This window comes from Clostridium cibarium, assembly GCF_014836335.1.
Classification (GTDB): domain Bacteria; phylum Bacillota; class Clostridia; order Clostridiales; family Clostridiaceae; genus Clostridium; species Clostridium cibarium.
Window position 1 is genome coordinate 1 of sequence record NZ_JACSRA010000018.1, and the last position, 21,515, is coordinate 21,515.

A 21,515-nucleotide genomic window follows, 5' to 3' on the forward strand; every position below is an offset into this window, starting at 1 on the left:
TTTAAATGCATAACTAAATATATAGAAAAAAATTAAAAAAGTACTTATAAATATGAATATTAAGCTCCAAAATAACTTTTTATGCCTTTTTAACGTATCCATTTTTATTTATCTCATGAGGAATATTTTTAAAAACTATATTAGGTTCCCCTAAATATAGAATATAATCTTCTCCAAGTACAGAATTATTAATAAGAATTACTTCTTTTCCCCTTAATATTCTATCTATAATGCCAGGACTCACAATTAATCCTTTAATTTTATAATTTTCTTTATCTATAAGTATATCTTCTACTATACCTTTGCTATTACCTAGCTTATCTATTACTTCCAAATCCTTTATATCAGAAAATTTTAGTCCACTTCCTTTTCCAACACTTTTTACTAAAATATCATTGTCTTCCAATAAAATTATATCATTTACATCAACATAATTTCTCTTTCCATTCATTTTATAGTTATTAAATCCTATTCCTATCACCTGCCCCCTATAAAAATCAATATAAATCGACTTCGATATGCCTAACTTTTTTCCATTGGAGTCATAAATGTTTTTCATATATAAATCTTTACTTCGAAACATTGGAAAACCTCCTAAAAATCGCCTTTATGTTAGTCTCCCACTAATCTACTAATTTATTCTAAAAAAACAGGTGATTATCTCACCTGTTCATTGATTTGATTTATAATATAAAATTTACCTATCTGTTATCTACCTTTTCTGGGTAAAGATCATGATTCATCATCCTATGTTCTGCCATCTTTTCATACTTAGTATCTTTAATACCATAATTACAATATGGATCAATACTTATTCCACCTCTTGGAGTAAACTTTCCCCACACTTCAATATATTTTGGCTCCATTAATTTTATCAAATCTTTCATTATTATGTTCATACAATCTTCATGAAAATCCCCATGATTTCTGAAACTAAATAAATACAATTTTAAAGATTTACTTTCAACCATCTTTGGTCCTGGAATGTAACTAATATAAATAGTAGCAAAATCAGGTTGCCCTGTAATTGGACAAAGACTTGTAAATTCTGGACAATTAAATTTCACAAAATAATCATTATCTGGATGTTTGTTATCAAAAATTTCTAACACATTTGGATCATAACTATAATTATATTTTGTTCCTTGATTCCCCAAAAGTGTTATTCCATCTAATTCATCTTTTTTTCTTCCGCTCATTATTTATTCCCCTCTTTACTCTTTAAATATTGTTCAAGTCCTCTTCTTCTTAGAAGACACGCAGGACATTCTCCACATCCATCTCCAATAATTCCGTTATAACAAGTAAGAGTTTTATTTCTTACATAATCTAACTTACCAAAACTATCTGCCATTTCCCAAGTTTGTGCTTTATCTATCCACATCAAAGGTGTATGAAGTACAAACTCATAGTCCATAGCTAAGTTTAATGTAACATTTAGAGATTTTATAAACACATCTCTGCAATCAGGATACCCACTAAAATCTGTTTCACAAACTCCAGTTATTATATGTCTAGCTCCTTTAACTTTTGCTAAAACCGCTGCAAAAGTTAAGAACAGCATATTTCTTCCTTCTACGAATGTTGATGGTAATCCTCCATCTTTGCCAGCCTCTATTTTTATATCATCTCTAGTGAGAGCATTAGGTGCTAATTGGTTAAGAAGTTCCATATCTAAAATATGATGTTCCACTCCTAATTCCTTTGCAATTTCAGTTGCACATTCTATTTCCTTCTTATGTTTTTGATTGTAATTAAAAGTTACAGCAATTACTTCATCAAATTCTTTAAGTGCCCAAAACAAACATGTCGTAGAGTCCTGTCCTCCACTAAAAACAACTACAGCTTTTTTATTCATTAAAATCCACTCCTATTTCATAATAAGTAAGGCTTCTTGCCTTAATGTATCATTTTTTTCAAATTCACCAGTAAAAGTCGTTGTGGTAGTTAGCGTTCCTGTTTTTTTTATTCCACGTGATGTCATACAACTATGCTCACCAGTAATTAGAACTCCAATATCATCACTATTAGTTACAATAGATATTATTTCAGCTATATCTTTTCCAATACGCTCTTGTAATTGTAACCTCCTACCAACCATATCTGCAATTCTAGCAATTTTACTTAAGCCAATTATTTTCTCTTTTGGCCTATAAGCTACAGTAACATTCATATTATACATAAGAGCTAAATGATGTTCACAATAACTATGAATCTTTATATCTCTTACTACAACAAGATTTTTGTGATTTTCACCTCCATACTCCTCTTCTTCAAAAGTTGTGCCAAACATTCCAGCTATTTCTTCGTTGGAATAATTCATTCCTTCAAATACTTCTTCATACATCTTTGCAACTCTCTTAGGTGTATCTATAAGACCTTCTCTATTAGGATCATCTCCCAAAGCTATTAAAATTTCTCTAATACATTCTTGAATCTTTTTAGTATCTATATTTTTCGCCATACCTATACTCCCCTCTTTTCTTTATCCCATACGATTTTATGTAACTGGACTTGTAGTCTCACATAGTTTAATTTTTTTTCTTTAATAAAGTCAACTATTTCTTCTAGCTCTATTTTTCCTAGCACAGGACTTAAATAAACTAAGCATTTTGAAACTAGTTCATATTCATTTATAAGCTTATAAGCCGTATTTAAATCTTCATTGCTTCCAACTACAAACTTATATACATCTTTTTCTCCAACTGATTTGAAATTATCCAAATTCATAAATTCACTCATTTTGCTAAGCGGAAGTTTATAATCAACTATAAATATTAAATTTTCATATTTATCTTTAAAAGGCTTAATATCTATTGCTCCATTCGTTTCTATATGAACCTTTAATGTATTATCACAATTTAAAATTTTCAGCAGTTCTTCTATGCCAGGTTGAATTAATGGTTCTCCACCTGTTAATGTAACATTCCTACTTCCCATAGCTTTTATATAGTCATATATTTCTTTAGCACTTAACTTCTCATTTGAACTTTCTTTCTCCCATGAATATTTTGTATCGCACCAGGAGCATCTTAAATTACAACCTTGAAATCTTATAAATGTTGCAAGTTCACCTGAAGTTGGTCCTTCTCCATCTATAGACAAAAATTTTTCAACAACATTAAACATATTTATTCCTCCGTATATATACAACTATTATTTGGTGTTTCAAACAACTCAACTTCACAGACAGCCAGTCCTTTTTTCTTTAACCTATTGAATATATCCCTAGACATTTCTTCTGCTGTAGGTCTATATTCAACTTTATATATCTGAAATTCCATAGGTAAATCTTTCAAACTATTAATTAGTTTCATCCCTTCTTCATTATTTTCTATGATTAATTTATGATCAAAAGTTTCTTCAATTTCCTTTAAGGCTAATTTGAAATTTGAAAAATCGTCAACCATACCTCTTAATTGACCTTCTTTATGTAATGTTTCAGATTTTAGCTTAACTATTAATCTATATCTATGTCCATGAATATTTGAACATTTCCCTTCATATCCACTTAAATAATGTGCCATATCAAATTGAACTTCACTTTTTATAGTAAACATTGTTTCTCTCCATTCATAATAAATTACTTAAAAATAAAAAAAGTTTATTTTAAAATGCTAAATAGACATCTTAAAATAAACTAAAAGAAAACTCGACTCGTATTCACTCACTGAGTATGTTCGCCTTGCTAAACAAGAAAATTTGAAGGCTCACTTATAGTTATCTTATTTTGCCTAGTTTTGTTTAAAGACAGGATGGTCTAACGAACTGTCTATCTAATTTTTACTTATTAATAATATCATTTTATAGTTTCTTTTTCAAATTTAATTTTTCTTAAATATTTTATCTTGTTTTTCTTAATTAATAATGGTATATTATGATAAAGAAACTAATCAATAATAATTATTATTTAATACCAATTAATAGTTTACTATTTAAATTTTAGAGAAAGAGGAAATTGTTATGAAAAAAGAATGGTTAAATTTTAATAATGGCAAGTGGACAACAGAAATTGATATAAGAAACTTTATACAACAAAATTATACTCCATATAATGGAGATTCTAACTTTCTAAAAGGTGCTACAGAAAACACTAAAAAGTTATGGGACGAAGTATGTGAACTATTAGAAAAAGAAAGAGTTAATGGTGGAGTTTTAGACGTAGATACAAAAACTATTTCAGGCATAAATGAATACGAAGCTGGATATATAGATAAAGCTTTAGAAAAAATTGTTGGCGTACAAACTGATGCCCCACTAAAAAGAGCTGTTATGCCTCAAGGTGGAATAAGAATGGCAGAAAATGCTGCAAAAGCTTATGGTTATGAAGTAGCTAACCAAATATCTGAAATATTCTCTAAATACAGAAAAACTCACAATCAAGGTGTTTTTGATGTCTATACTGATGAAATGAAGCTAGCTAGAAAATATGGAATAATAACTGGTCTTCCTGATGCTTATGGAAGAGGAAGAATCATTGGAGATTATAGAAGAGTCGCTCTTTACGGTGTAGATCAGTTAATCGAAGATAAGAAAAAACAAAAAAAATCTTTAGAAGTTAGTACTATAGATGAAGAAATAATAAGATTAAGAGAAGAAATTTCTGACCAAATTGTTGCCCTTAATGAACTAAAGGAAATGGCGAAGGTTTATGGCTTTGATATATCTTCTCCTGCATCAAATGCAAGGGAAGCTGTACAATGGTTATACTTTGGATATTTAGGATCAATAAAACAACAAAACGGTGCTGCTATGTCTATTGGAAGAACTTCTACATTCCTAGACATATATATTGAAAGAGATTTACAAAATGGCATAATAACAGAAGAAGAAGCTCAAGAAATAGTGGATCACTTTGTAATGAAATTAAGACTAGTTAAATTCTTAAGAACTCCAGAATATAATGACTTATTCTCAGGTGATCCTACATGGGTAACTGAATCTATTGGTGGTATGGGACTTGATGGTAGAACTTTAGTTACTAAAAATTCATTTAGAATATTAAACACCCTTTATACTTTAGGGCCTTCACCAGAACCAAACTTAACAGTGTTATGGTCAACAAGACTACCTCAAGGATTTAAGGATTTCTGTTCAAAAGTTTCTATTGATACAAGCTCTGTACAATATGAAAATGATGACTTAATGGTTCCTTACTGGGGAGATGATTATGCTATAGCCTGCTGTGTATCTGCCATGAGAGTAGGAAAACAAATGCAGTTCTTTGGCGCTAGAGTTAACCTTGCTAAAACTCTTCTATATACCATTAATGGTGGCATAGATGAAAAATCTGGCGTTCAAGTGGGCCCAAGAACAGAAAAAATGACTTCTGAATATCTTGATTATGATGAAGTAATGGAGAAATTTGATGTTATGACAGATTGGTTAGCTAAATTATATGTCAATACATTAAATGTAATTCACTATATGCATGATAAATATTCATATGAAAGTTTGCAAATGGCTCTTCATGATAGAGATGTATTTAGAACAATGGCTTGTGGTATTGCAGGACTTTCAGTTTGTGCAGACTCACTTTCAGCAATAAAATATGCAAAAGTTAAACCTATAAGAAATGAAGCAGGAATAGCTGTTGATTTTGAAATAGAAGGAGATTTTCCTAAATACGGAAATGATGATGATAGAGTAGATGATATTGCAGTATTTTTAATAAAAAATATGATGGACAAGATAAGAAAAAATAAAACTTATAGAAATGCATACCATACTCAATCTGTATTAACTATAACTTCAAATGTTGTATATGGTAAGAAAACTGGAAGTACTCCATGTGGAAGAAAAGCAGGAGAACCATTTGCACCAGGAGCTAACCCTATGCACGGAAGAGATACTAGTGGTTCATTAGCATCATTAAACTCAGTTGCTAAATTACCTTATGAACATTCACAGGATGGTATTTCAAACACTTTCTCAATAATACCTGATGCTCTTGGAAAAACACCAGAAGATAGAATAGCTAATTTAAGCAACTTAATGGATGGATATTTCGTTCAAGATGCTCATCATTTAAATGTTAATGTATTTAGCAGAGAAACTTTATTAGATGCAATGGATCATCCAGAATTATATCCTCAATTAACTATAAGAGTTTCTGGATATGCAGTTAACTTTATAAAACTAACTCACGAGCAACAACTAGATGTTATAAACAGAACTTTCCATTCAAAAATGTAATCAATAAAGGAGTAAAACTTTAAAGTTTTACTCCTTTATTGATTTTATACAATTCTATGTTTAAGCCATTTTGTCCCCTTTAATCGGATAGAATATAAACTTCCTCTTACTAACCAATCACTAAACATTCCAATCCAAATTCCGAGTACACCAAGACCTAATATTACTCCTAAAAGATATCCTATTAAAATTCTAAAAAGCCACATACCTGTAATAGCTGTAACCATTGTATACCTAGTATCTCCAGCTCCTTTTAATCCTGCTGAAAAAACAAAAGATATCGGCCAAATAACCATAGCTATTCCATTTGCTCTAATTAAAGTTGCTGAAAGTGATATAACATCTTCACTATCAGTATATAAACTTGCTAAAGTTGGTGCTAAAGGTACACATATTATTCCTATTATCACCATAAACACCGTTGCAAATTTGCACAAATAAATCAAGGTTCCCTTAGCACCTTTAACATCATTTCTTCCCACATATTGACCTACTAACGTTGTTGCAGCTATAGCAAGAGAGTTACCTAACACGTTTGGAATTTGACAAATAGACATTCCTATTGTATTTGAAGCTATAGATACAGTACCCATAGTTACTATGAATACTTGTACAATAAATTTACCTGCATTAAATAGGAGCTGCTCTACTCCAGCAGGAACTCCTATTCCAAATATCTCCTTTTGAACCTTAATATCAAATTTAAAAGGAAGAATTCTTCTCAATTTTATATTATTACTTCCTCTTACTAGGTTAGAAATTATTACAACAGTTCCTACTAATCTTGCAATAGCTATCGCAATTGCTGCCCCGCTAATTCCAAATGAAGGTGTACTAAAATTAATTCCTAGAGAATTTAAGTCAATTCCATATATCAAAATATATCCTAAAATAATATTAATTATATTCATAAAAATAGTTATTATCATAGGAGTTTTAGTATCTCCACATCCCCTTAATATTCCATTTGCAATTTGCTCTATTGCTATAAATGGATATGTAATTAATGTGTATTCTATATATATCTTAGCATTTGCTTTTACCAATTCAGTAGCTGAGCCATAGAAAGAATTTATTAACCCTACCCTAAATATCCACATAAACATTGTAATTACTGATGAAATAATTAAACCTGAAATAAGCGCTTGTTTAACTGTTTCATTAACCTGTTTCAAATCATCTTTTCCTTTTTGCTGTGCAACTACTACGGTAGCTCCTACTGATAAAGCAGCAAAGAAAGATATAAATATATTATTTAATGAATCAACCATTCCTATAGCAGAAACAGCTTCTTCCCCAATATGACCAGCCATCATAGTATTAAAGACACCAAGCAGCATAACAAAAGTTTGCTCAACCATTATCGGTACAGCTAGCCGTAATACGTTTTTCCTTATAACCATCTTTAAATAGCCTCTTTTCCTATAATAACTGTAAAAGAAGTTATTATTTTATTGTAATAGAAATATTATACCATAAATATTACAAATCAAAAGCTATCTGAAAACTTTAAATTTTCTATCCTATATCCTATCTCCTTATTTGCTTTTCTGTATGCTTCGTTAATCATCTCTTCTTGGCTTAGGTCATTTCCTAGTAAGGAATCCATAGTTACTTGGTTTCTATTTGCAAAATACTTATCTAATAGTTTTTCTTCTATATCTTCTTGTAATACTAAAGAATAATCATCTAATATATGTTTAACACTAAAGCCATAATCTCTAAGTGCTTTTCCTACTAAAATACTTCTATGACATCTTATAGGATCTTGCATAGCGCCGAGCAATGTAATTTTGTAACCTTTTTTACACCCTTCCCTCAATCTGTTGATTCCAGTTTTAAACTCTTCTTCCTTGACAACCTTTTCAAAATTGGCATAACCTTCTTTTGTATACGAAGCTTTATTTTTCCTATTTGCTCCAAACTCTGTTCCCATGTATAAATACATAAATCCTGCCTTGGTTAATAAATATTTTATTGTTTCTAAATCAAACTGAATATTATATTTTGAATAAGGGATTCCTCTAATATCTACAACACAATCAATTTCATATCTTCGAAGCATATCTATTAATCTTTCTATTGTGTAATTTGAATGGCCAATTGTATAAATATCCATCAAAATCACCTCCTAAAAATCTCCAAAATAAGTTGTTAACATTTCATATTTTACTTATATTTATTATTATACTATTAATTGTAATTTTTTTCTATATAGTAAACTAAAATTCGATATGAACATTAAAGTTTTTAATATATTTTCTCCAACTATTCAATTAATAGGAAGGCTTTCTATTACGATATTAAATATAAAATAATATTCTTTTATCTATAAAAAATAGCACTCTATGATATTTTTTATTTTACCATAGGGTGCTATTATAATTTACAGGCTTTATTTCATAAGCTAGAGTTTTATCTTAGAATAAAATGTTATGAAAAATTATAAACTTTTCTATAAACTCTATTAAAATCATTCTTTTTCATCTACTTTAATCTTTTCAGCTAACTTATTACCATTGCTTTCTACTACAATCTTGAAATTTTTTACAACTTCCATTAAAAATTCTGGTAGTGGCACCTCTAACTTTATTAAATTCTCCAATATAGAGACCACTTCATTTATAACAAGCCATATTGCAATTAATAGTCCAAAAAATGTTGTTACTCTAATACTTATGCCTAAGCTATTTGCTACATTTATAATAGTCCAATCCACAATCATAGCTACAGCTATTTCTACTCCATAAAGTAACTTTTTAACTATTCCCCACATACCTGCTTTGCTATTGGTTATCCCTTCTTTTTTAGCTGATAACATACCTGTTAGATAGTCAATTATCATAACTGCCATAAGAAGTGGTATTATTATATATAACATTCCAAGCTTAGCACTTAGAAATGCTCCTATACTTGCTATTAACGCTTTTGCTGTATTTACTTTTTCTATCTTGTTCACCTCAAATCAAATTATATATTTCTGAAATAACTTAAAAACTTAAACTATCTTTCAAGTTGTTCTAATCTTTTTTCAAATTCCTTATTTTTTTCAATTAACTTATTTATTAATTTTTGTTGCTCTTGCATTCCTTTAGTAATATAAGGAATCATATTGTTAGCGAGAATTTGTAAGTTTTCATCTCCATTCTCTTGTTCTACCTTCATAATCCAGCTATCTTCAATTTCTTGGAGTTGTTGAGCTATTACTCCTAACTTTACATGAGCTTTCGGTTCATCTTTCCAATCGAATTTATAATATTTTATTTTCATTATTTTATCTAAAGCTATTTCTTCAGAATTCTCTATATTGGTCTTTAATTTTTTATCCGACGACCACCAGTCTATCCCAAAACTTCCATTATCCGTACCAACATGTAAGTAGGTTTTTCCATCGCTATTCCCATATCCCAGATAATTAACGCCACCACCTTGTACTATATAGTTACTTTTATCCTCCGAAAATGTCTTAAAACTTCCATCATCCATTAAACTAATAGCAGTTTTACATTTTCTGTTTTGCATTGTAAAACTATCCTCATTTTTTAATATTTGCCCTAATGCACTATTACCACCTTGGTCCACATATTTCATTGTTACAGTTCCATTTGAATGTATATTTGTTGCTTCTAAATCTCCATTAATATATTGATATCCAGTTGTCCCAATCGCACCTATATTACTTGGTGTAACTACCTGCCATGTATTATCATTTCTTAGAAACGTTTTTCCACTTGCACTTTGTATAGCCGGTACATGATTACCATGTGATGCATTTGCTTTATTATTCCAAACAGTTTTTTCAGCGTCTGATGCAAATCTATGACTAGTATCTTGAACAATCATTGCTGCACTATGACTGCTTGGATGTAGATATAAATTTGCTCCCTCTTGAATTCCATCTAACTTCTTTTTGTCTGCTGTACTCATTAATCCATTTGCTATTTGTGTCACAACAACATTATCTGCTTTACCATTCCATACAGCTTTCTCTGAATCAGTTGAAAATCTATGAGATGTGTCCTCTTCAACTAAGCTACCCAAAGTTTTGAAATATATCTCATCAAATATTTCATTACCATTTTGATCTTTCACACCTGTATCATATTTATATATTCCTTTTTTTATTGCCATAATTATCACCTTTCTTTACATTACTTGTATCCATATATCTCCTCTAGCCGACCCCTGTGGCTGAGATGATTGTATTACTACCTGTGTACCGCTTTTCCCTGATATTCCTTGTGGTCCCGTTTCTCCTTTGGGTCCTTGCGGTCCAGTCTCCCCTTTCGGCCCTTGTAGCCCCATCTCTCCTTTAGGTCCTTGTGGTCCCGTTTCTCCTTTTTCTCCAACTTTTGTTACAGATTCAGTATTACTTTTACTTTCTAAACCTTGTTTACTATCCTTCTTAACAACCTCCAAAACAGTTGGTTGTAACGTTCCAAATGTAGGTTCTATTTTTATTGTATTTGATTCATATACCTCTTTAACTTCACTAACTCTATTATCAAAATTAAATCCATATCTCTTACTTATAGTAGTTACCTTATCTCCTAAATCCCATGTATCTTTGTATCCTTCTGGATTCACTTCACACTCATATGTTTTTAGTTCCTGTTTCTTTTCCTTTAACTTTTCTTTTCCTAAAGCATCAAGTTGATCTTTGAATCCAGAATTACCACCATCAATAAGTATTTCTCTTCTGTCTAAACCTTTAACTATGCCAATGTCATCATCATATACTACATCGATATCCTTTTCTTCTGCCGATTTAGATTTTGCAACATATGCGCAATTTTTAAACCCTATTTTATTTTCAATATAATTTTGTTTTTTTACATTATCATATTCAACAGAAAAAATTGCAGGAGAATTTCCCCTCTGAGACACTGTTAAATCCCTACCTTCTAATATCCTAAATACAAATTTTTTATTTAAATAATCCAGATCTATTGTGATACCTAACCCTCTAGTCTTAGAAAGCTTTGTCAATTCATCACAAAGATTTGCATACTTAGTTTCAAAAGTTTTAATGATATTTCCAGCCTCTTCATGTCCGTTATAATCTAAATTTTGCAAAGTTAAGTTTCCAATAATACGCTCATTATTACCATTTGATGATTCTATAGCATTTCTCTTTATTAAAGAAGCCATAATTTTTTCAACAGACATATCATTAAAACTATGAACATCACAATTTTCTGGAGGAACTGTGACTCTAAAGGTGAGCATGTATAATAAGCTATACCCCTTAACCTTTATATCATCACTATCTTCTTCGTTTATCTCGATGTATTCTATTATTCCAACCTTATTCTCATCATTATTTATCATTATAATATTTCCTATTTTTATTAGGTCTTTATCTATGTTAGTAAGGTGAAATTCAAATTCTCCATAAGTATCCCATTTTCTTATAAAGAAAAGAGAAGTGAAATCATCCACTTCTCCTAGGAAATTAATATTTTTATCGAATATTCTTATACTGCTGATATGTCTATCCATATAGATCCACTCACGCTTTCTTTTGGCTTATCGCTTTGTATATAAATCTCTCTACCTTTATTTTGTTCTTCGCTAAGCCACTTATTAAAAGCTTCATCTATTTTTGCTATCATATTTTCATAAGCTGATACATTTTTAGGTCTAATTCCTCCACAAAGGCCATCATAAGCTCTTTCATCTTCAACTATAATGCTTCCATCCGCACTAATAATTACTTTTGCTAGAGATAATTCATAGATATTATCACTTCTTGTTAGATCAGGTTCTTTAACATTGGTTCCAGATTTTAATTCAACACTCATAGAACTACTTCCTACTGTTGAATTTAATCTAACTACAACTCTATCTATTCTCTTTCCTTCTGTTGGCTTAGCTATATCTAATACTTTCTCTTCCTTATTGTATAAATAATAACCTTTAACAATAGCAAATCCCGGTGCAACTTTTAATCGTAATCCGTCATTTGTCACCTTTAAAGTCATTTGATCTTTTTCATATGAAGCCAACTTATCTTTATCTTTAAAACTTACTCCATTTTCATAGATATTTTCAAAATATCTACTAAATTCTTCTTGGCCATATTTGTAATTTCCATTAAAAAAACCACTATACTCCAAGATATCACCTCCTAAACTCCTAAGTATTTGTTTGTAAATTTTATAGAAACATTTTGCTCAGTTAATGTTTCATCTGTATTACTATATTGAATTATATTTTTACCTGGTATTAAATTAAAAAAAGTAGATTTTAAGTCAATATAGTTAAATGCATTTATAGGTTCTCCCCTACCAAGTATCTTTACCTTCTTATTTCCATATGCTGTGCTAATATATAGAATTTCATTTTCATTTATCTTTTGATTTACTGTAATAAGCTCTCCTGTAGTTGCATTTTTTACTGTTGGATTCACTGCTGGTCCCTTAAATTCAATTTCTAATGGAGTTTCAACATGTCCACCTACAATTACTTCTTCTGAAATAACTCCACCATTATTAGCATTTCTTGTTTTAAATGATAATGGCAGTGAAAACTCAAAGCTTAATCCACCTGTCCATACTGCTATGACTTTTTCAGTAACATTAATGTCCTTAAAATATGGATCTGGACAAATTAACGTAACTGAAAAACTTAATGGATCATATATATTAGCTTGTTTTATTTTAAAACTTTCAACTTCATAATCAATCTTACGTTCACCATTACCACAACTTACAATTAAAGTTCCTGTCTTCTTAGGATTAAAAAATGAAATTAATTCTTCCCTCTCTAATGATAAATCCCCATTGCCAGTATACTCTGCTGAAAATACTATACTACGAGATGATATTCTCTTACTTTCTACAAGACCTCCATCAAACTGTGAATTATTTGTGATATTCACATCATATTCTGAGCTTTCAAGACCTTCAACTTCAAGAAGTTTATATTCAGAATTACTACTTATTTCCAAAAGCTTTTTATTATTTATTTCGCCGCATTCTAATTTTATATTCAAACTATATTTATCCAAAAGCTAATTCCCTCCCTGCTCTTTTTATTGCTCTAGCAGTTTCACTTGGAGATTTAACCGGTTGATTTATAGTAATATTTTGAGTTACACCATTTTCATTATTATTAATAATATTCGATCTACTGCTTAAATTTTCACCAAAGCCAACTACGCTACTGGATGTTTTGGCTGTTTCATAGTCAACAGTAGCTCTCATTTTACTTGTAAGTCCTAATAAGTCCCCAAGTACAGCTTTTTCAAGATTTGGCTCTTCAAGTTCTATTCCAATTCCAATACCTTTTACAATATTCTTACCAATTAAATCTCTCATAAGTCTTGATGGAGAATGAATCCCTAGCACATCCTTAATTCCATCTACAAAACCACCAAAGAAATCACTAACCTTATCTTTAAGCCAAGAAGCCATTCCTGTAATACCATCCCATATTCCTCTAACTATATTTTCACCAATTGAAAGCATCTTGTCTGGTAAACTAGAAATTGTATCTATAATTGAGTTAATAAGTCCTGATGCTGCATCCACACCTTTTTGTACCATATCATCTTTCCACTGAATCAAACTACTAACTACATTGCAAAGCCATTGCCATATAGACCCTGGTAATCCTGCAAACCAGTTTATTACTGCACTTACCATATTGGAAACTGCTTGCACTGCACTATTGTAAACATTAGCTCCCCATTGGACTACATTATTAAAAGCATTAACTAGCCAATTCCATATATCTCCTGGTAGTTTACTAAACCAGCCTATGATTCCCCCTATTATTGAAGCTAAATCAACAGTAATCCAGTTCCATATATTCGTTCCTAAGGTAACTATATTATTCCAAACCCTAAGAAGCCACTGCCATATACTATCCGGAAGTGTCGCAAACCAATCTATAACTCCCTGTATTATAGATGGTAATGTTCCAGTAATCCATTCCCAACAAGCCTCACCAAACTCTATAATTTTTCCAACTATAAATCCTAAAGCATATCCAACTTGTTCTGGTAATTGTCCTAACCATTCAACTAAAGATGCTAGCCATTCTGGCAATGTTTCTGTAAAGAAATCTACTACTGCTTGCCATCCATCTATAAATGCTTGCTGTATGGTGATCCATAATTCTCCTAGCCATTCTGGTATTCCTAAGAAAAATTCACATAATTCTTCCCAGGCTGATGGTATTGTTTCTGTGAAGAATTCTACTATTGCTTGCCATCCATCTATAAATACTTGCTGTATACCTGCCCAAATTTCTGCAAACCAATCTCCTATTCCTGAAAAAAGATCACATACTGTTTGCCATGCATCCGGGATTGTTTCTGTGAAGAATTCCACTAGTACATCCCATACAGCACAAAATGCTTCTTTTATTGCCTCCCATGCACTTATTACTGCATCTCTAAAGCCTTCATTAGTATTCCATAAATTGATGAATAGAGCTGCGAGACCTGCTACAACTGTAACTACGATACCTATTGGATTTGATAGAGCTGCAAAAGTTTCAGTTATTTTTCCTATTTCTTTTACTGCTTTCAAGCCCATTAAAGCACCTGTTATCATAATAATAGCATTTTCAACAATTCCACTATTATCAATAACCCATTTCAATAAATCTATTATTTTAGGCAGCCATTCTTTTATAATATCCCCCAAAACATCTATTACCTTCCCAATAGAATCTGCAATGCCATCTAAATCATCAGATATTGTTCCACTATTAATTGCATCCGATATTTGATTAAGAGAATTCAATGCTATATCCAGAATTTTTTCTACAGGTCCCTTAAACTTCTCAAGCAGTTTAGATGATATATCTTCATAAGCTTTTTTTACTTCCTCAGCCTTTTTTGTTGTATCAGATCCCATCTTACTTGCTAAATCACCTATAATACTTATTGCTCCACTAACTGACTTCTTTATATTTTCGCAAGAACTTTTTGCAGCCTCTTCTAACTTTTTAAGAAAACCTACTTCCTTCTCCCCTTCAGCGGATTTATCTTTTGTATCAGCATTAACCTCTGTAGTTTCAGTTTCCTTACTTTTCTTATTACTCTTTTTCTTATTCGACATGTATTTCACCTGCCTTTCTTTAAAAAAATTAGCAATTAAGAGAGTTTATATTTAAATAAACTTCTTAATTGCTATCTTTTCATATTATAAAATCTTAGTTAAGTCTCCATCTCCTAATAAAGCTTTTTCTATATCATTTATTTTCTCTTGCTCTGATTTAGATTTTGGTATTTCATGGAGCCTTTTCATACTCCTATAAAAATCTTTTTGCTCCTTTGACATATTATTTGAAATAGTCATAGCTCTATATCCCATAATTTTCACTATTTCATTATCTTCCTTTAAAGATTTAAACATAGCTTTAAACTTCCACCAATGCAGGTTTTGAGTATCTTGTAAGTCAAATCCATATTGATCTAGAAATGCTGAATATATATACTCATCATCATATTCAAAAGAATAAATTTGCTCGCTCTTGCCATTATTATCTCTTTTACCATTTTGAATACTTTTTCCACATCTGTAAAACCATAATGCTTTTTCTATAGCTTGTTCAATATTCTCGGGAATAACAGGATAATATAAATCAATAGTTCTTATCAGTTTATCACTTTCATCTATTTCATTATCTTGCATCATCATTTCAAATAACATAGAGGTACGAAAATCCGAGTTAATTTTATAATTAACCCCATCTATAGTTACTTCTTCAGGTAGCAAATCAATTAAAATATTCATTATTTTTTACTTCTACGTTTAGCTCTATTAGGTGAATACTTTGAAGTTAACTTTTCCAATTCATCTTGCTTAGAATTAATTTGTTCAACTAATTCTTCAAATGCTTTAAGACAAGTTATGATATTTATTTTATCTCCAAATATCTTTTTATCTGTACCTTCACCAAATAATTCATTAAAACACTTAAAAATAACTTCACATTCTTTTCTAACTATTTCTGAACCTTTTAACTCCTTATATTCTTGTGTACTTTTAACCACTTTGTCCATAGCTTTTTCATATCTTTCCATTGTATTTGCATCAAATATATCTAATTCCTCAAGTTCAACTCCATTAATAACCATAATCATCTCTCCTATTTTTTTAAATTTAAAATTAAGCTTCGGTAAATGCCTTAGTCACTGTGTTAAATTCACCTTCTACAATTTTACCAATTGCATAAAGATTACCACTTACAACTACAGTTTCTCCACCTGCTCCTGCAAAACTTGCTACTTCACATGTAACTTTAAACTTTCTTGCTTTAAATGTATTTTCTTTACCTACTACAGGATTAAATAGTTCTACTCTAATATAATCAAACTGTGCATCTGCTCCAGTTAATTGATTTCTACCAACTTCATATAAAGCCATTATTGCTTTTTCAGATTTAATTAAATCTGAAGTATAAGCAAACTGAGTTTGATATCCTTTTATTACACTTGTGCTTGACTTATCATTAACATAAGTCTTTGTATCAACTTGAGCTGTTGGGTTTTCATCTAATGTGCTAAACCCTGCACCCATAAGTTCATAAGTTCCTCCTACCATTAAATAATCTGCTAATTGATGTCTTTGAATTGTTTCATTTGCCATAATTATCTTCCTCCATCATAATAAGTTAATCTAAATTTAATTTGATATTGTTCTTTTAAATTCTCTTTTTTCAAAGCTTCAGCTGTTAAGCTTGCTTCTATATTTTGTATTTGTCTATTACTATCTAGTTCTAGTAAATTTTTATTATTTACTATCTTACGAAGCCAAGAAATAAGATGCTTGTCAAACTCACTTTCAATTAAGTTCTTAATTACTTCTTTTTCATAAGCTTCTTTAGTTATAAACATAAATTCATATTGATTTATACTGTCTCCATTCACGTATTTCTTTAAAATAGGCTCAGTAGGTATTTCTTCTAATTCATATAAACAAGAAGTATTATCTTTATTCTCATTATTAATTCCCTTATTAAATTCTTGTAAATAGGGACAATCCTTTATCAATAATCTTAAACTTTCTATTATTGTCACTTAGCTTTCACCCCCTTTTAGGGTTAAAATCTTTTATGAACTTTTATAAGGTACCTTTTTTCATATAAAAAGCACAAGCTTCATTTAGCTTGTGCTTTGTCATGGCTCTCTGTACAGTTTTTCACCATACATAAATTCTAACATGTATTTTCCCATTGGTATATAAAATCGTATCATTTATGTACATAAATTTGTACATAAAATTGTCACTAATTATTTCTCAAAAAATTATCTAAATACTATCATAAATTTCTCTAATGCTTTTTTCTTTAATCTATAATACCTATTTCTATCTATCATAAGTTCTGCTTGTACTTCTTCTCTTAATATATCATCTCTAAAATAGGCAGTCTCTATAATTCTCTTACTACTAGAATCTAATCTTTCCATAACACAATCAATTACATTTACTACACCTTTCATATAATCTAAATCCAAAACAGAATTCTCAACTGTACTATTGAAACTATTTATTCGACCTGATACTTCCCCCCATTTTGTAGCTCCTTTAAAGCCTGGATTTTCTAATGATATTAAATAGTAAGGATAATCTCTAAGTTTCATTTCTGCTTTTTTTCTTAATTCCTTATATTCTTCTTTATTTATATTCATTTTAACTCCTCCTAACTAATGGTGCAAATCTTTGATACTTCCCAATCCATCCAAGTTTTACTGTCCTTACTTCACCATTTCTATTTTTACCTATAATAATTTCAGCTATATTCTTATCCTTGGAATTTTTATTGTAATACTCATCTCTATAAAGCATCATTATTATATCTGCATCTTGCTCAATAGAGCCTGATTCCCTAAGATCAGAAAGAATTGGTCTATGGTCATTTCTTTGTTCAGCTGCTCTTGATAATTGTGATAATACTATTACTGTTACATCTAAATTCTTTGCCAGTTTTTTTAATTCTCTAGATATTTTGGCTATCTCCTGCTCTCTAGAGTAGCTCTTTTCCATTCCTTCCACTAATTGAAGATAATCTATAATTACAATATCTAATCCTTCCTTAATCTTTAAATATCTACACTTAGCTTTCATTTCTAAAAGATTCGTTGTTTTATCATCTATAAAAACCTTTCTATTTTCTAAATCATTAGTAGACAAAACTAACTTTGAAATTTCCTCATCATTTAGATTTCCATTTTTAATATTGTTAAATTGTATTAAACACTTAGAAGATAACAATCTTTCCATAAGTTGTTTTTTAGTCATCTCAATAGAAAATATTAAAACAGATGCTTTTTTTGAAGCATATTGCCCTATATTTAAAGCAAATGCAGTTTTCCCCATGGATGGTCTAGCTGCTATAACTATAAAATCTCCTTTCTGAAGACCAGATATTGTTTCATCTATTTCTAAAAAACCTGTTGAATTTCCTAAGATATCATCTTCCAAGGTGCATGTTTCCTTTATTTTGTTTAAAGCTTCCTTTAAAACTACTTTAACAGGTTCTATATTCTCCAAATTCTTGTTATTAGATATTTTATGTAATAAATCCTCAGCTTCATTAATAACCTCATTAACTTCACATTCTTCATAACTCTTCAATACTATTTCTTTACCCACATTGATAAGTTTTCTTCTATTAGCTTTATCCTTTATAATCCTAATGTAATCATTGATATTGTTATTAAATGCTCCATCAACACTTAATTTAGTTATATAACTTATCCCCCCACAGACTTCTACATCTCCACTAGCCTTTATTTCTTCAAGTAATGTAATTAAATCTACGTTAATATTTTTCTCATACAATTTTTTAATTATTTTAAATATTAACTTATTTTTCTCCCAATAAAAATCTTCTATATCTAAAACATCTCCAACAAATAATAGCTTGTCTATATTATTGATAATGCATCCTAAAACAGCTTCTTCAGCATCAGTAGAATAAGGCAATTTTCTTAATTCACTCATTTACATATCCTCCTCCAGATTTATGCTAAATGAAATATTGTCTTCTCCACTACTCACCAGGCTTAAATTTTCACTTTCTTCTTCAAGATAATCTTCATATCTCCCATTAAAAAAAGTAGATCCGTTTAAAACATATTTTTTATCCTTATACTTCACTTCCCCTTTGTAATTCATAATGCATCCTATAAGCTCTTCCTTTGATATCTTCTTTAATATCTTGGGGATTTTCTTTATAGATTCTGCCTTTCCCTTTTTATTCGGATATAATCCCCATATTTCCTCTATATCATATTTATTATATTTAAACTTATTATTTATAGTAGAAAGATTATTTTGTTCCTTATTTTCAGTAGGAGGAGTGCAACTTTTTTTCTCAAGGAATCCTACTTTTAAGTCTGAACCTTTCTCTGCTTTAATCTCTGAATTATAGTTATTATAATCTTTTTTCTTTTCAGTATTATCTAACATTAACAAAGGATAATTTTCTCCAAGACAATAATAAGAATAACTTCCACCTTGAAGCTTATGATAATGTCCAAGGATCTTACACTCTTCAAGTTTTTTTAGTCTTCTTCTTAAAGCGTCATTGCTCTTTATTCCAATTATAGGAATATTCTCTTTCATATGCTTGTAACTTAACCAATAGTATGGTTCATTATTAACTATAATCATAGTCATACTTTTAGTATCCCTAAAATCAACAAAATATCGTAAAAGTAACGCATATTTTAAATCTAATCCAAACTCTATAAGCTTCACTTGATTAAACCCACTTATTGCATTTTTCATCTTAACACCTCTTTCAAGCTTCTTGAACTTACTATTCAAAAAAAATTTTCATCTCTACTCCATATATCTTGGAAAGTTTTTTTATTTTAGACATAGTAAGTTCAACTTTACCATTTTCTAATGCCCAATATCCACTTTTGCTCTTATAACCTAGTAACTTAGCTATTTCAGCAATAGTATAGCCATTTCTTAATCTTAATTTTTTTAACATTTTCTCACCCCTATCCAAATTACTTGAACTTATATTCATTATATTAGTCCAAATTACTTGAACCGTCAATATAGATTTTTAAATTTATCTTTTAATATTTTTCAATATTAAGTACAATGTTATTGAACATGTATTTAAAAGGAGAGTAAATATGATTGCTTTATCAGATAGATTGAAAGAGCTAAGAAAAGAAAATAATATGACTCAATCTGACTTGGGTAAAATTTTAGGAGTTGGAAAAACCACAATCTCTATGTACGAGAATGGTAATAGTACTCCTAATGATGAAATAAAAATTAAAATAGCAAATTACTTCAACATATCCTTGGATTATCTTCTAGGTAAATCAGAAATAAGAAATTACAATAACACCATTAAGCCAATGGACAAAATAAATAAATTAGTAAAAGAAAATAATATAAATACTCTTGCTGCCCATTTTGAAGGTGAAGAGTTTACAGAAGATGATCTAGAGGACATAGAAAACTTTATAAGGTATGTAATTTCAAAAAAGAAAAAATAAAATATTTTAATTTTTAGAACATTTGTTCGTATTTTATGTTATACTATTCATATAAATGAATATACTTTCATAGGAGGATATGTATGGAATACGACGAATTAATTGCTAAAGCTACAAATGACAACGTAGATATATTGGAAGTTTCATTTAAAGGAAAAGCTAAAGGATATTATTCTGATGGAGTAATAGCTATAGATAACAAAATTGAAACAAATACAGAAAAAAAATGTATCCTCGCCGAAGAGCTTGGACACTTCTATACTAGTACAGGAGATATTTTAGATAATTCTATACTTTCTAAAAAGAAAGAATCAATAGCAAGAAGGTGGGCTTGTGAAAAATTAATTACATTGTCACACTTAACATCAGCTTTCAAAGATGGAATAACAAATAAAAGTGATTTAGCCAACTATTTAGATGTTACACCTCACTTTCTTGACTTAACTTTAGAATATTATAAAAGAAGATATGGTACTCATGTAAAATTAAATAACTATATTATTTTTTTTGAGCCTAACCTAGGAATATTAAAATTGCTATAGATTATAGCAATTTTTTTAATTTTCATTTTTCTTAACCTGTTTGAAAAGTTGATTAACATAAACAGCAGCTCCAGTAATTAATATCCCTTGTACAACTGATTGCGCACTTATGCCAGCAAATGCAAAAGCACCTACGATTCCTATTGGTAGGAGAATGACAGGTATATATTTATCAGGTACTTTCTCTGTACCTTTTAATATTAGCCCTAAAATGTACACTGCCGGAATAAGCTCCAATAAATTATCTTTAATTAAACTTAAAAAATCCATGCTTATCACCCCTATCCACT

Annotated in this window: 26 protein-coding genes; 3 read left to right on the top strand and 23 right to left on the bottom strand. The window is 29.8% G+C overall.

Annotated elements, in window-relative coordinates; translation table 11 throughout:
- Positions 1-79 precede the first annotated feature (79 nt).
- From H9661_RS11560 to H9661_RS11585, 6 genes are all read right to left on the bottom strand, one after another.
- On the bottom strand, positions 80-583 hold the full coding sequence (locus H9661_RS11560) for a PRC-barrel domain-containing protein (protein ID WP_191768879.1): 504 nt from the start codon (positions 581-583) through the stop codon (positions 80-82).
- Positions 584-701: 118 nt separating this feature from the next.
- Positions 702-1,199: a preQ(1) synthase gene (queF, locus tag H9661_RS11565; RefSeq protein ID WP_191768881.1), complete on the bottom strand. Its 498-nt coding sequence runs from the start codon at positions 1,197-1,199 to the stop codon at positions 702-704.
- Positions 1,199-1,858: a 7-cyano-7-deazaguanine synthase QueC gene (gene queC, locus H9661_RS11570; protein ID WP_191768883.1), complete on the bottom strand. Its 660-nt coding sequence runs from the start codon at positions 1,856-1,858 to the stop codon at positions 1,199-1,201. The genes queF and queC overlap by 1 nt, the downstream gene beginning before the upstream one ends.
- Before the next feature lie 12 nt (positions 1,859-1,870).
- Complete coding sequence (folE, locus tag H9661_RS11575; protein WP_191768885.1) at positions 1,871-2,464, bottom strand: GTP cyclohydrolase I FolE; 594 nt, start codon at positions 2,462-2,464, stop codon at positions 1,871-1,873.
- A gap of 2 nt (positions 2,465-2,466) precedes the next feature.
- On the bottom strand, positions 2,467-3,129 hold the full coding sequence (gene queE / locus H9661_RS11580; RefSeq protein WP_143314808.1) for a putative 7-carboxy-7-deazaguanine synthase QueE: 663 nt from the start codon (positions 3,127-3,129) through the stop codon (positions 2,467-2,469).
- 2 nt (positions 3,130-3,131) lie between these two features.
- Entirely contained in the window at positions 3,132-3,560 is a 429-nt protein-coding gene (locus H9661_RS11585; RefSeq protein ID WP_191768887.1) for a 6-pyruvoyl trahydropterin synthase family protein, read from the bottom strand.
- Between the two features lie 403 nt (positions 3,561-3,963).
- Between H9661_RS11585 and pflB the strand changes: the two genes are divergently transcribed.
- Complete coding sequence (gene pflB / locus H9661_RS11590; protein ID WP_191768889.1) at positions 3,964-6,195, top strand: formate C-acetyltransferase; 2,232 nt, start codon at positions 3,964-3,966, stop codon at positions 6,193-6,195.
- A 44-nt stretch (positions 6,196-6,239) separates the two neighbouring features.
- Here the strand turns inward: pflB and H9661_RS11595 are convergent, their stop codons facing one another.
- From H9661_RS11595 to H9661_RS11670, 16 genes are all read right to left on the bottom strand, one after another.
- On the bottom strand, positions 6,240-7,598 hold the full coding sequence (locus H9661_RS11595) for an MATE family efflux transporter (RefSeq protein ID WP_143314805.1): 1,359 nt from the start codon (positions 7,596-7,598) through the stop codon (positions 6,240-6,242).
- Positions 7,599-7,684: 86 nt separating this feature from the next.
- On the bottom strand, positions 7,685-8,314 hold the full coding sequence (locus H9661_RS11600) for a DUF488 domain-containing protein (RefSeq protein WP_191768891.1): 630 nt from the start codon (positions 8,312-8,314) through the stop codon (positions 7,685-7,687).
- A 354-nt stretch (positions 8,315-8,668) separates the two neighbouring features.
- Complete coding sequence (locus tag H9661_RS11605) at positions 8,669-9,154, bottom strand: phage holin family protein (RefSeq protein ID WP_191768893.1); 486 nt, start codon at positions 9,152-9,154, stop codon at positions 8,669-8,671.
- 44 nt (positions 9,155-9,198) lie between these two features.
- Entirely contained in the window at positions 9,199-10,326 is a 1,128-nt protein-coding gene (locus H9661_RS11610) for a tail fiber domain-containing protein (protein ID WP_191768895.1), read from the bottom strand.
- Positions 10,327-10,341: 15 nt separating this feature from the next.
- Positions 10,342-11,697 carry a siphovirus ReqiPepy6 Gp37-like family protein gene (locus H9661_RS11615; protein ID WP_191768897.1) on the bottom strand — a complete coding sequence of 452 codons (1,356 nt, stop codon included), beginning with the start codon at positions 11,695-11,697 and terminating at the stop codon, positions 10,342-10,344.
- Entirely contained in the window at positions 11,673-12,314 is a 642-nt protein-coding gene (locus H9661_RS11620) for a hypothetical protein (protein WP_191768899.1), read from the bottom strand. The genes H9661_RS11615 and H9661_RS11620 overlap by 25 nt, the downstream gene beginning before the upstream one ends.
- A gap of 11 nt (positions 12,315-12,325) precedes the next feature.
- On the bottom strand, positions 12,326-13,207 hold the full coding sequence (locus H9661_RS11625) for a phage distal tail protein (protein WP_143314798.1): 882 nt from the start codon (positions 13,205-13,207) through the stop codon (positions 12,326-12,328).
- Positions 13,200-15,269: a phage tail protein gene (locus tag H9661_RS11630; protein WP_191768901.1), complete on the bottom strand. Its 2,070-nt coding sequence runs from the start codon at positions 15,267-15,269 to the stop codon at positions 13,200-13,202. The genes H9661_RS11625 and H9661_RS11630 overlap by 8 nt, the downstream gene beginning before the upstream one ends.
- Before the next feature lie 84 nt (positions 15,270-15,353).
- Complete coding sequence (locus H9661_RS11635; RefSeq protein ID WP_143314796.1) at positions 15,354-15,947, bottom strand: bacteriophage Gp15 family protein; 594 nt, start codon at positions 15,945-15,947, stop codon at positions 15,354-15,356.
- Positions 15,947-16,291, bottom strand: a complete 345-nt coding sequence (locus H9661_RS11640; RefSeq protein WP_143314795.1) for a DUF6673 family protein — start codon at positions 16,289-16,291, stop codon at positions 15,947-15,949. The genes H9661_RS11635 and H9661_RS11640 overlap by 1 nt, the downstream gene beginning before the upstream one ends.
- Positions 16,292-16,322: 31 nt before the next feature.
- Positions 16,323-16,802 carry a hypothetical protein gene (locus H9661_RS11645; protein ID WP_143314794.1) on the bottom strand — a complete coding sequence of 160 codons (480 nt, stop codon included), beginning with the start codon at positions 16,800-16,802 and terminating at the stop codon, positions 16,323-16,325.
- Positions 16,803-16,804: 2 nt separating this feature from the next.
- Positions 16,805-17,233, bottom strand: a complete 429-nt coding sequence (locus H9661_RS11650; protein ID WP_191768903.1) for a chloramphenicol resistance protein — start codon at positions 17,231-17,233, stop codon at positions 16,805-16,807.
- A 228-nt stretch (positions 17,234-17,461) separates the two neighbouring features.
- The gene (locus H9661_RS11655) at positions 17,462-17,845 is read right to left on the bottom strand and encodes a nitroreductase (RefSeq protein ID WP_143314792.1); all 384 of its coding nucleotides are present in this window, start codon (positions 17,843-17,845) and stop codon (positions 17,462-17,464) included.
- A 1-nt stretch (position 17,846) separates the two neighbouring features.
- Entirely contained in the window at positions 17,847-19,160 is a 1,314-nt protein-coding gene (gene dnaB, locus H9661_RS11660) for a replicative DNA helicase (protein WP_191768905.1), read from the bottom strand.
- Positions 19,161-19,949: a hypothetical protein gene (locus H9661_RS11665; RefSeq protein ID WP_191768907.1), complete on the bottom strand. Its 789-nt coding sequence runs from the start codon at positions 19,947-19,949 to the stop codon at positions 19,161-19,163. It abuts the gene before it with no gap.
- Between the two features lie 31 nt (positions 19,950-19,980).
- Positions 19,981-20,160, bottom strand: coding sequence for a helix-turn-helix domain-containing protein (locus tag H9661_RS11670; RefSeq protein ID WP_143314789.1), 180 nt, complete (start codon positions 20,158-20,160; stop codon positions 19,981-19,983).
- 151 nt (positions 20,161-20,311) lie between these two features.
- Here H9661_RS11670 and H9661_RS11675 point away from each other — a divergent pair, with 151 nt between their 5' ends.
- Positions 20,312-20,683 carry a helix-turn-helix domain-containing protein gene (locus H9661_RS11675; RefSeq protein WP_143314788.1) on the top strand — a complete coding sequence of 124 codons (372 nt, stop codon included), beginning with the start codon at positions 20,312-20,314 and terminating at the stop codon, positions 20,681-20,683.
- An 83-nt stretch (positions 20,684-20,766) separates the two neighbouring features.
- Positions 20,767-21,225, top strand: a complete 459-nt coding sequence (locus H9661_RS11680) for an ImmA/IrrE family metallo-endopeptidase (protein WP_143314787.1) — start codon at positions 20,767-20,769, stop codon at positions 21,223-21,225.
- Positions 21,226-21,240: 15 nt separating this feature from the next.
- Here the strand turns inward: H9661_RS11680 and H9661_RS11685 are convergent, their stop codons facing one another.
- Complete coding sequence (locus H9661_RS11685) at positions 21,241-21,495, bottom strand: phage holin family protein (protein WP_143314786.1); 255 nt, start codon at positions 21,493-21,495, stop codon at positions 21,241-21,243.
- Positions 21,496-21,515 lie beyond the last annotated feature (20 nt).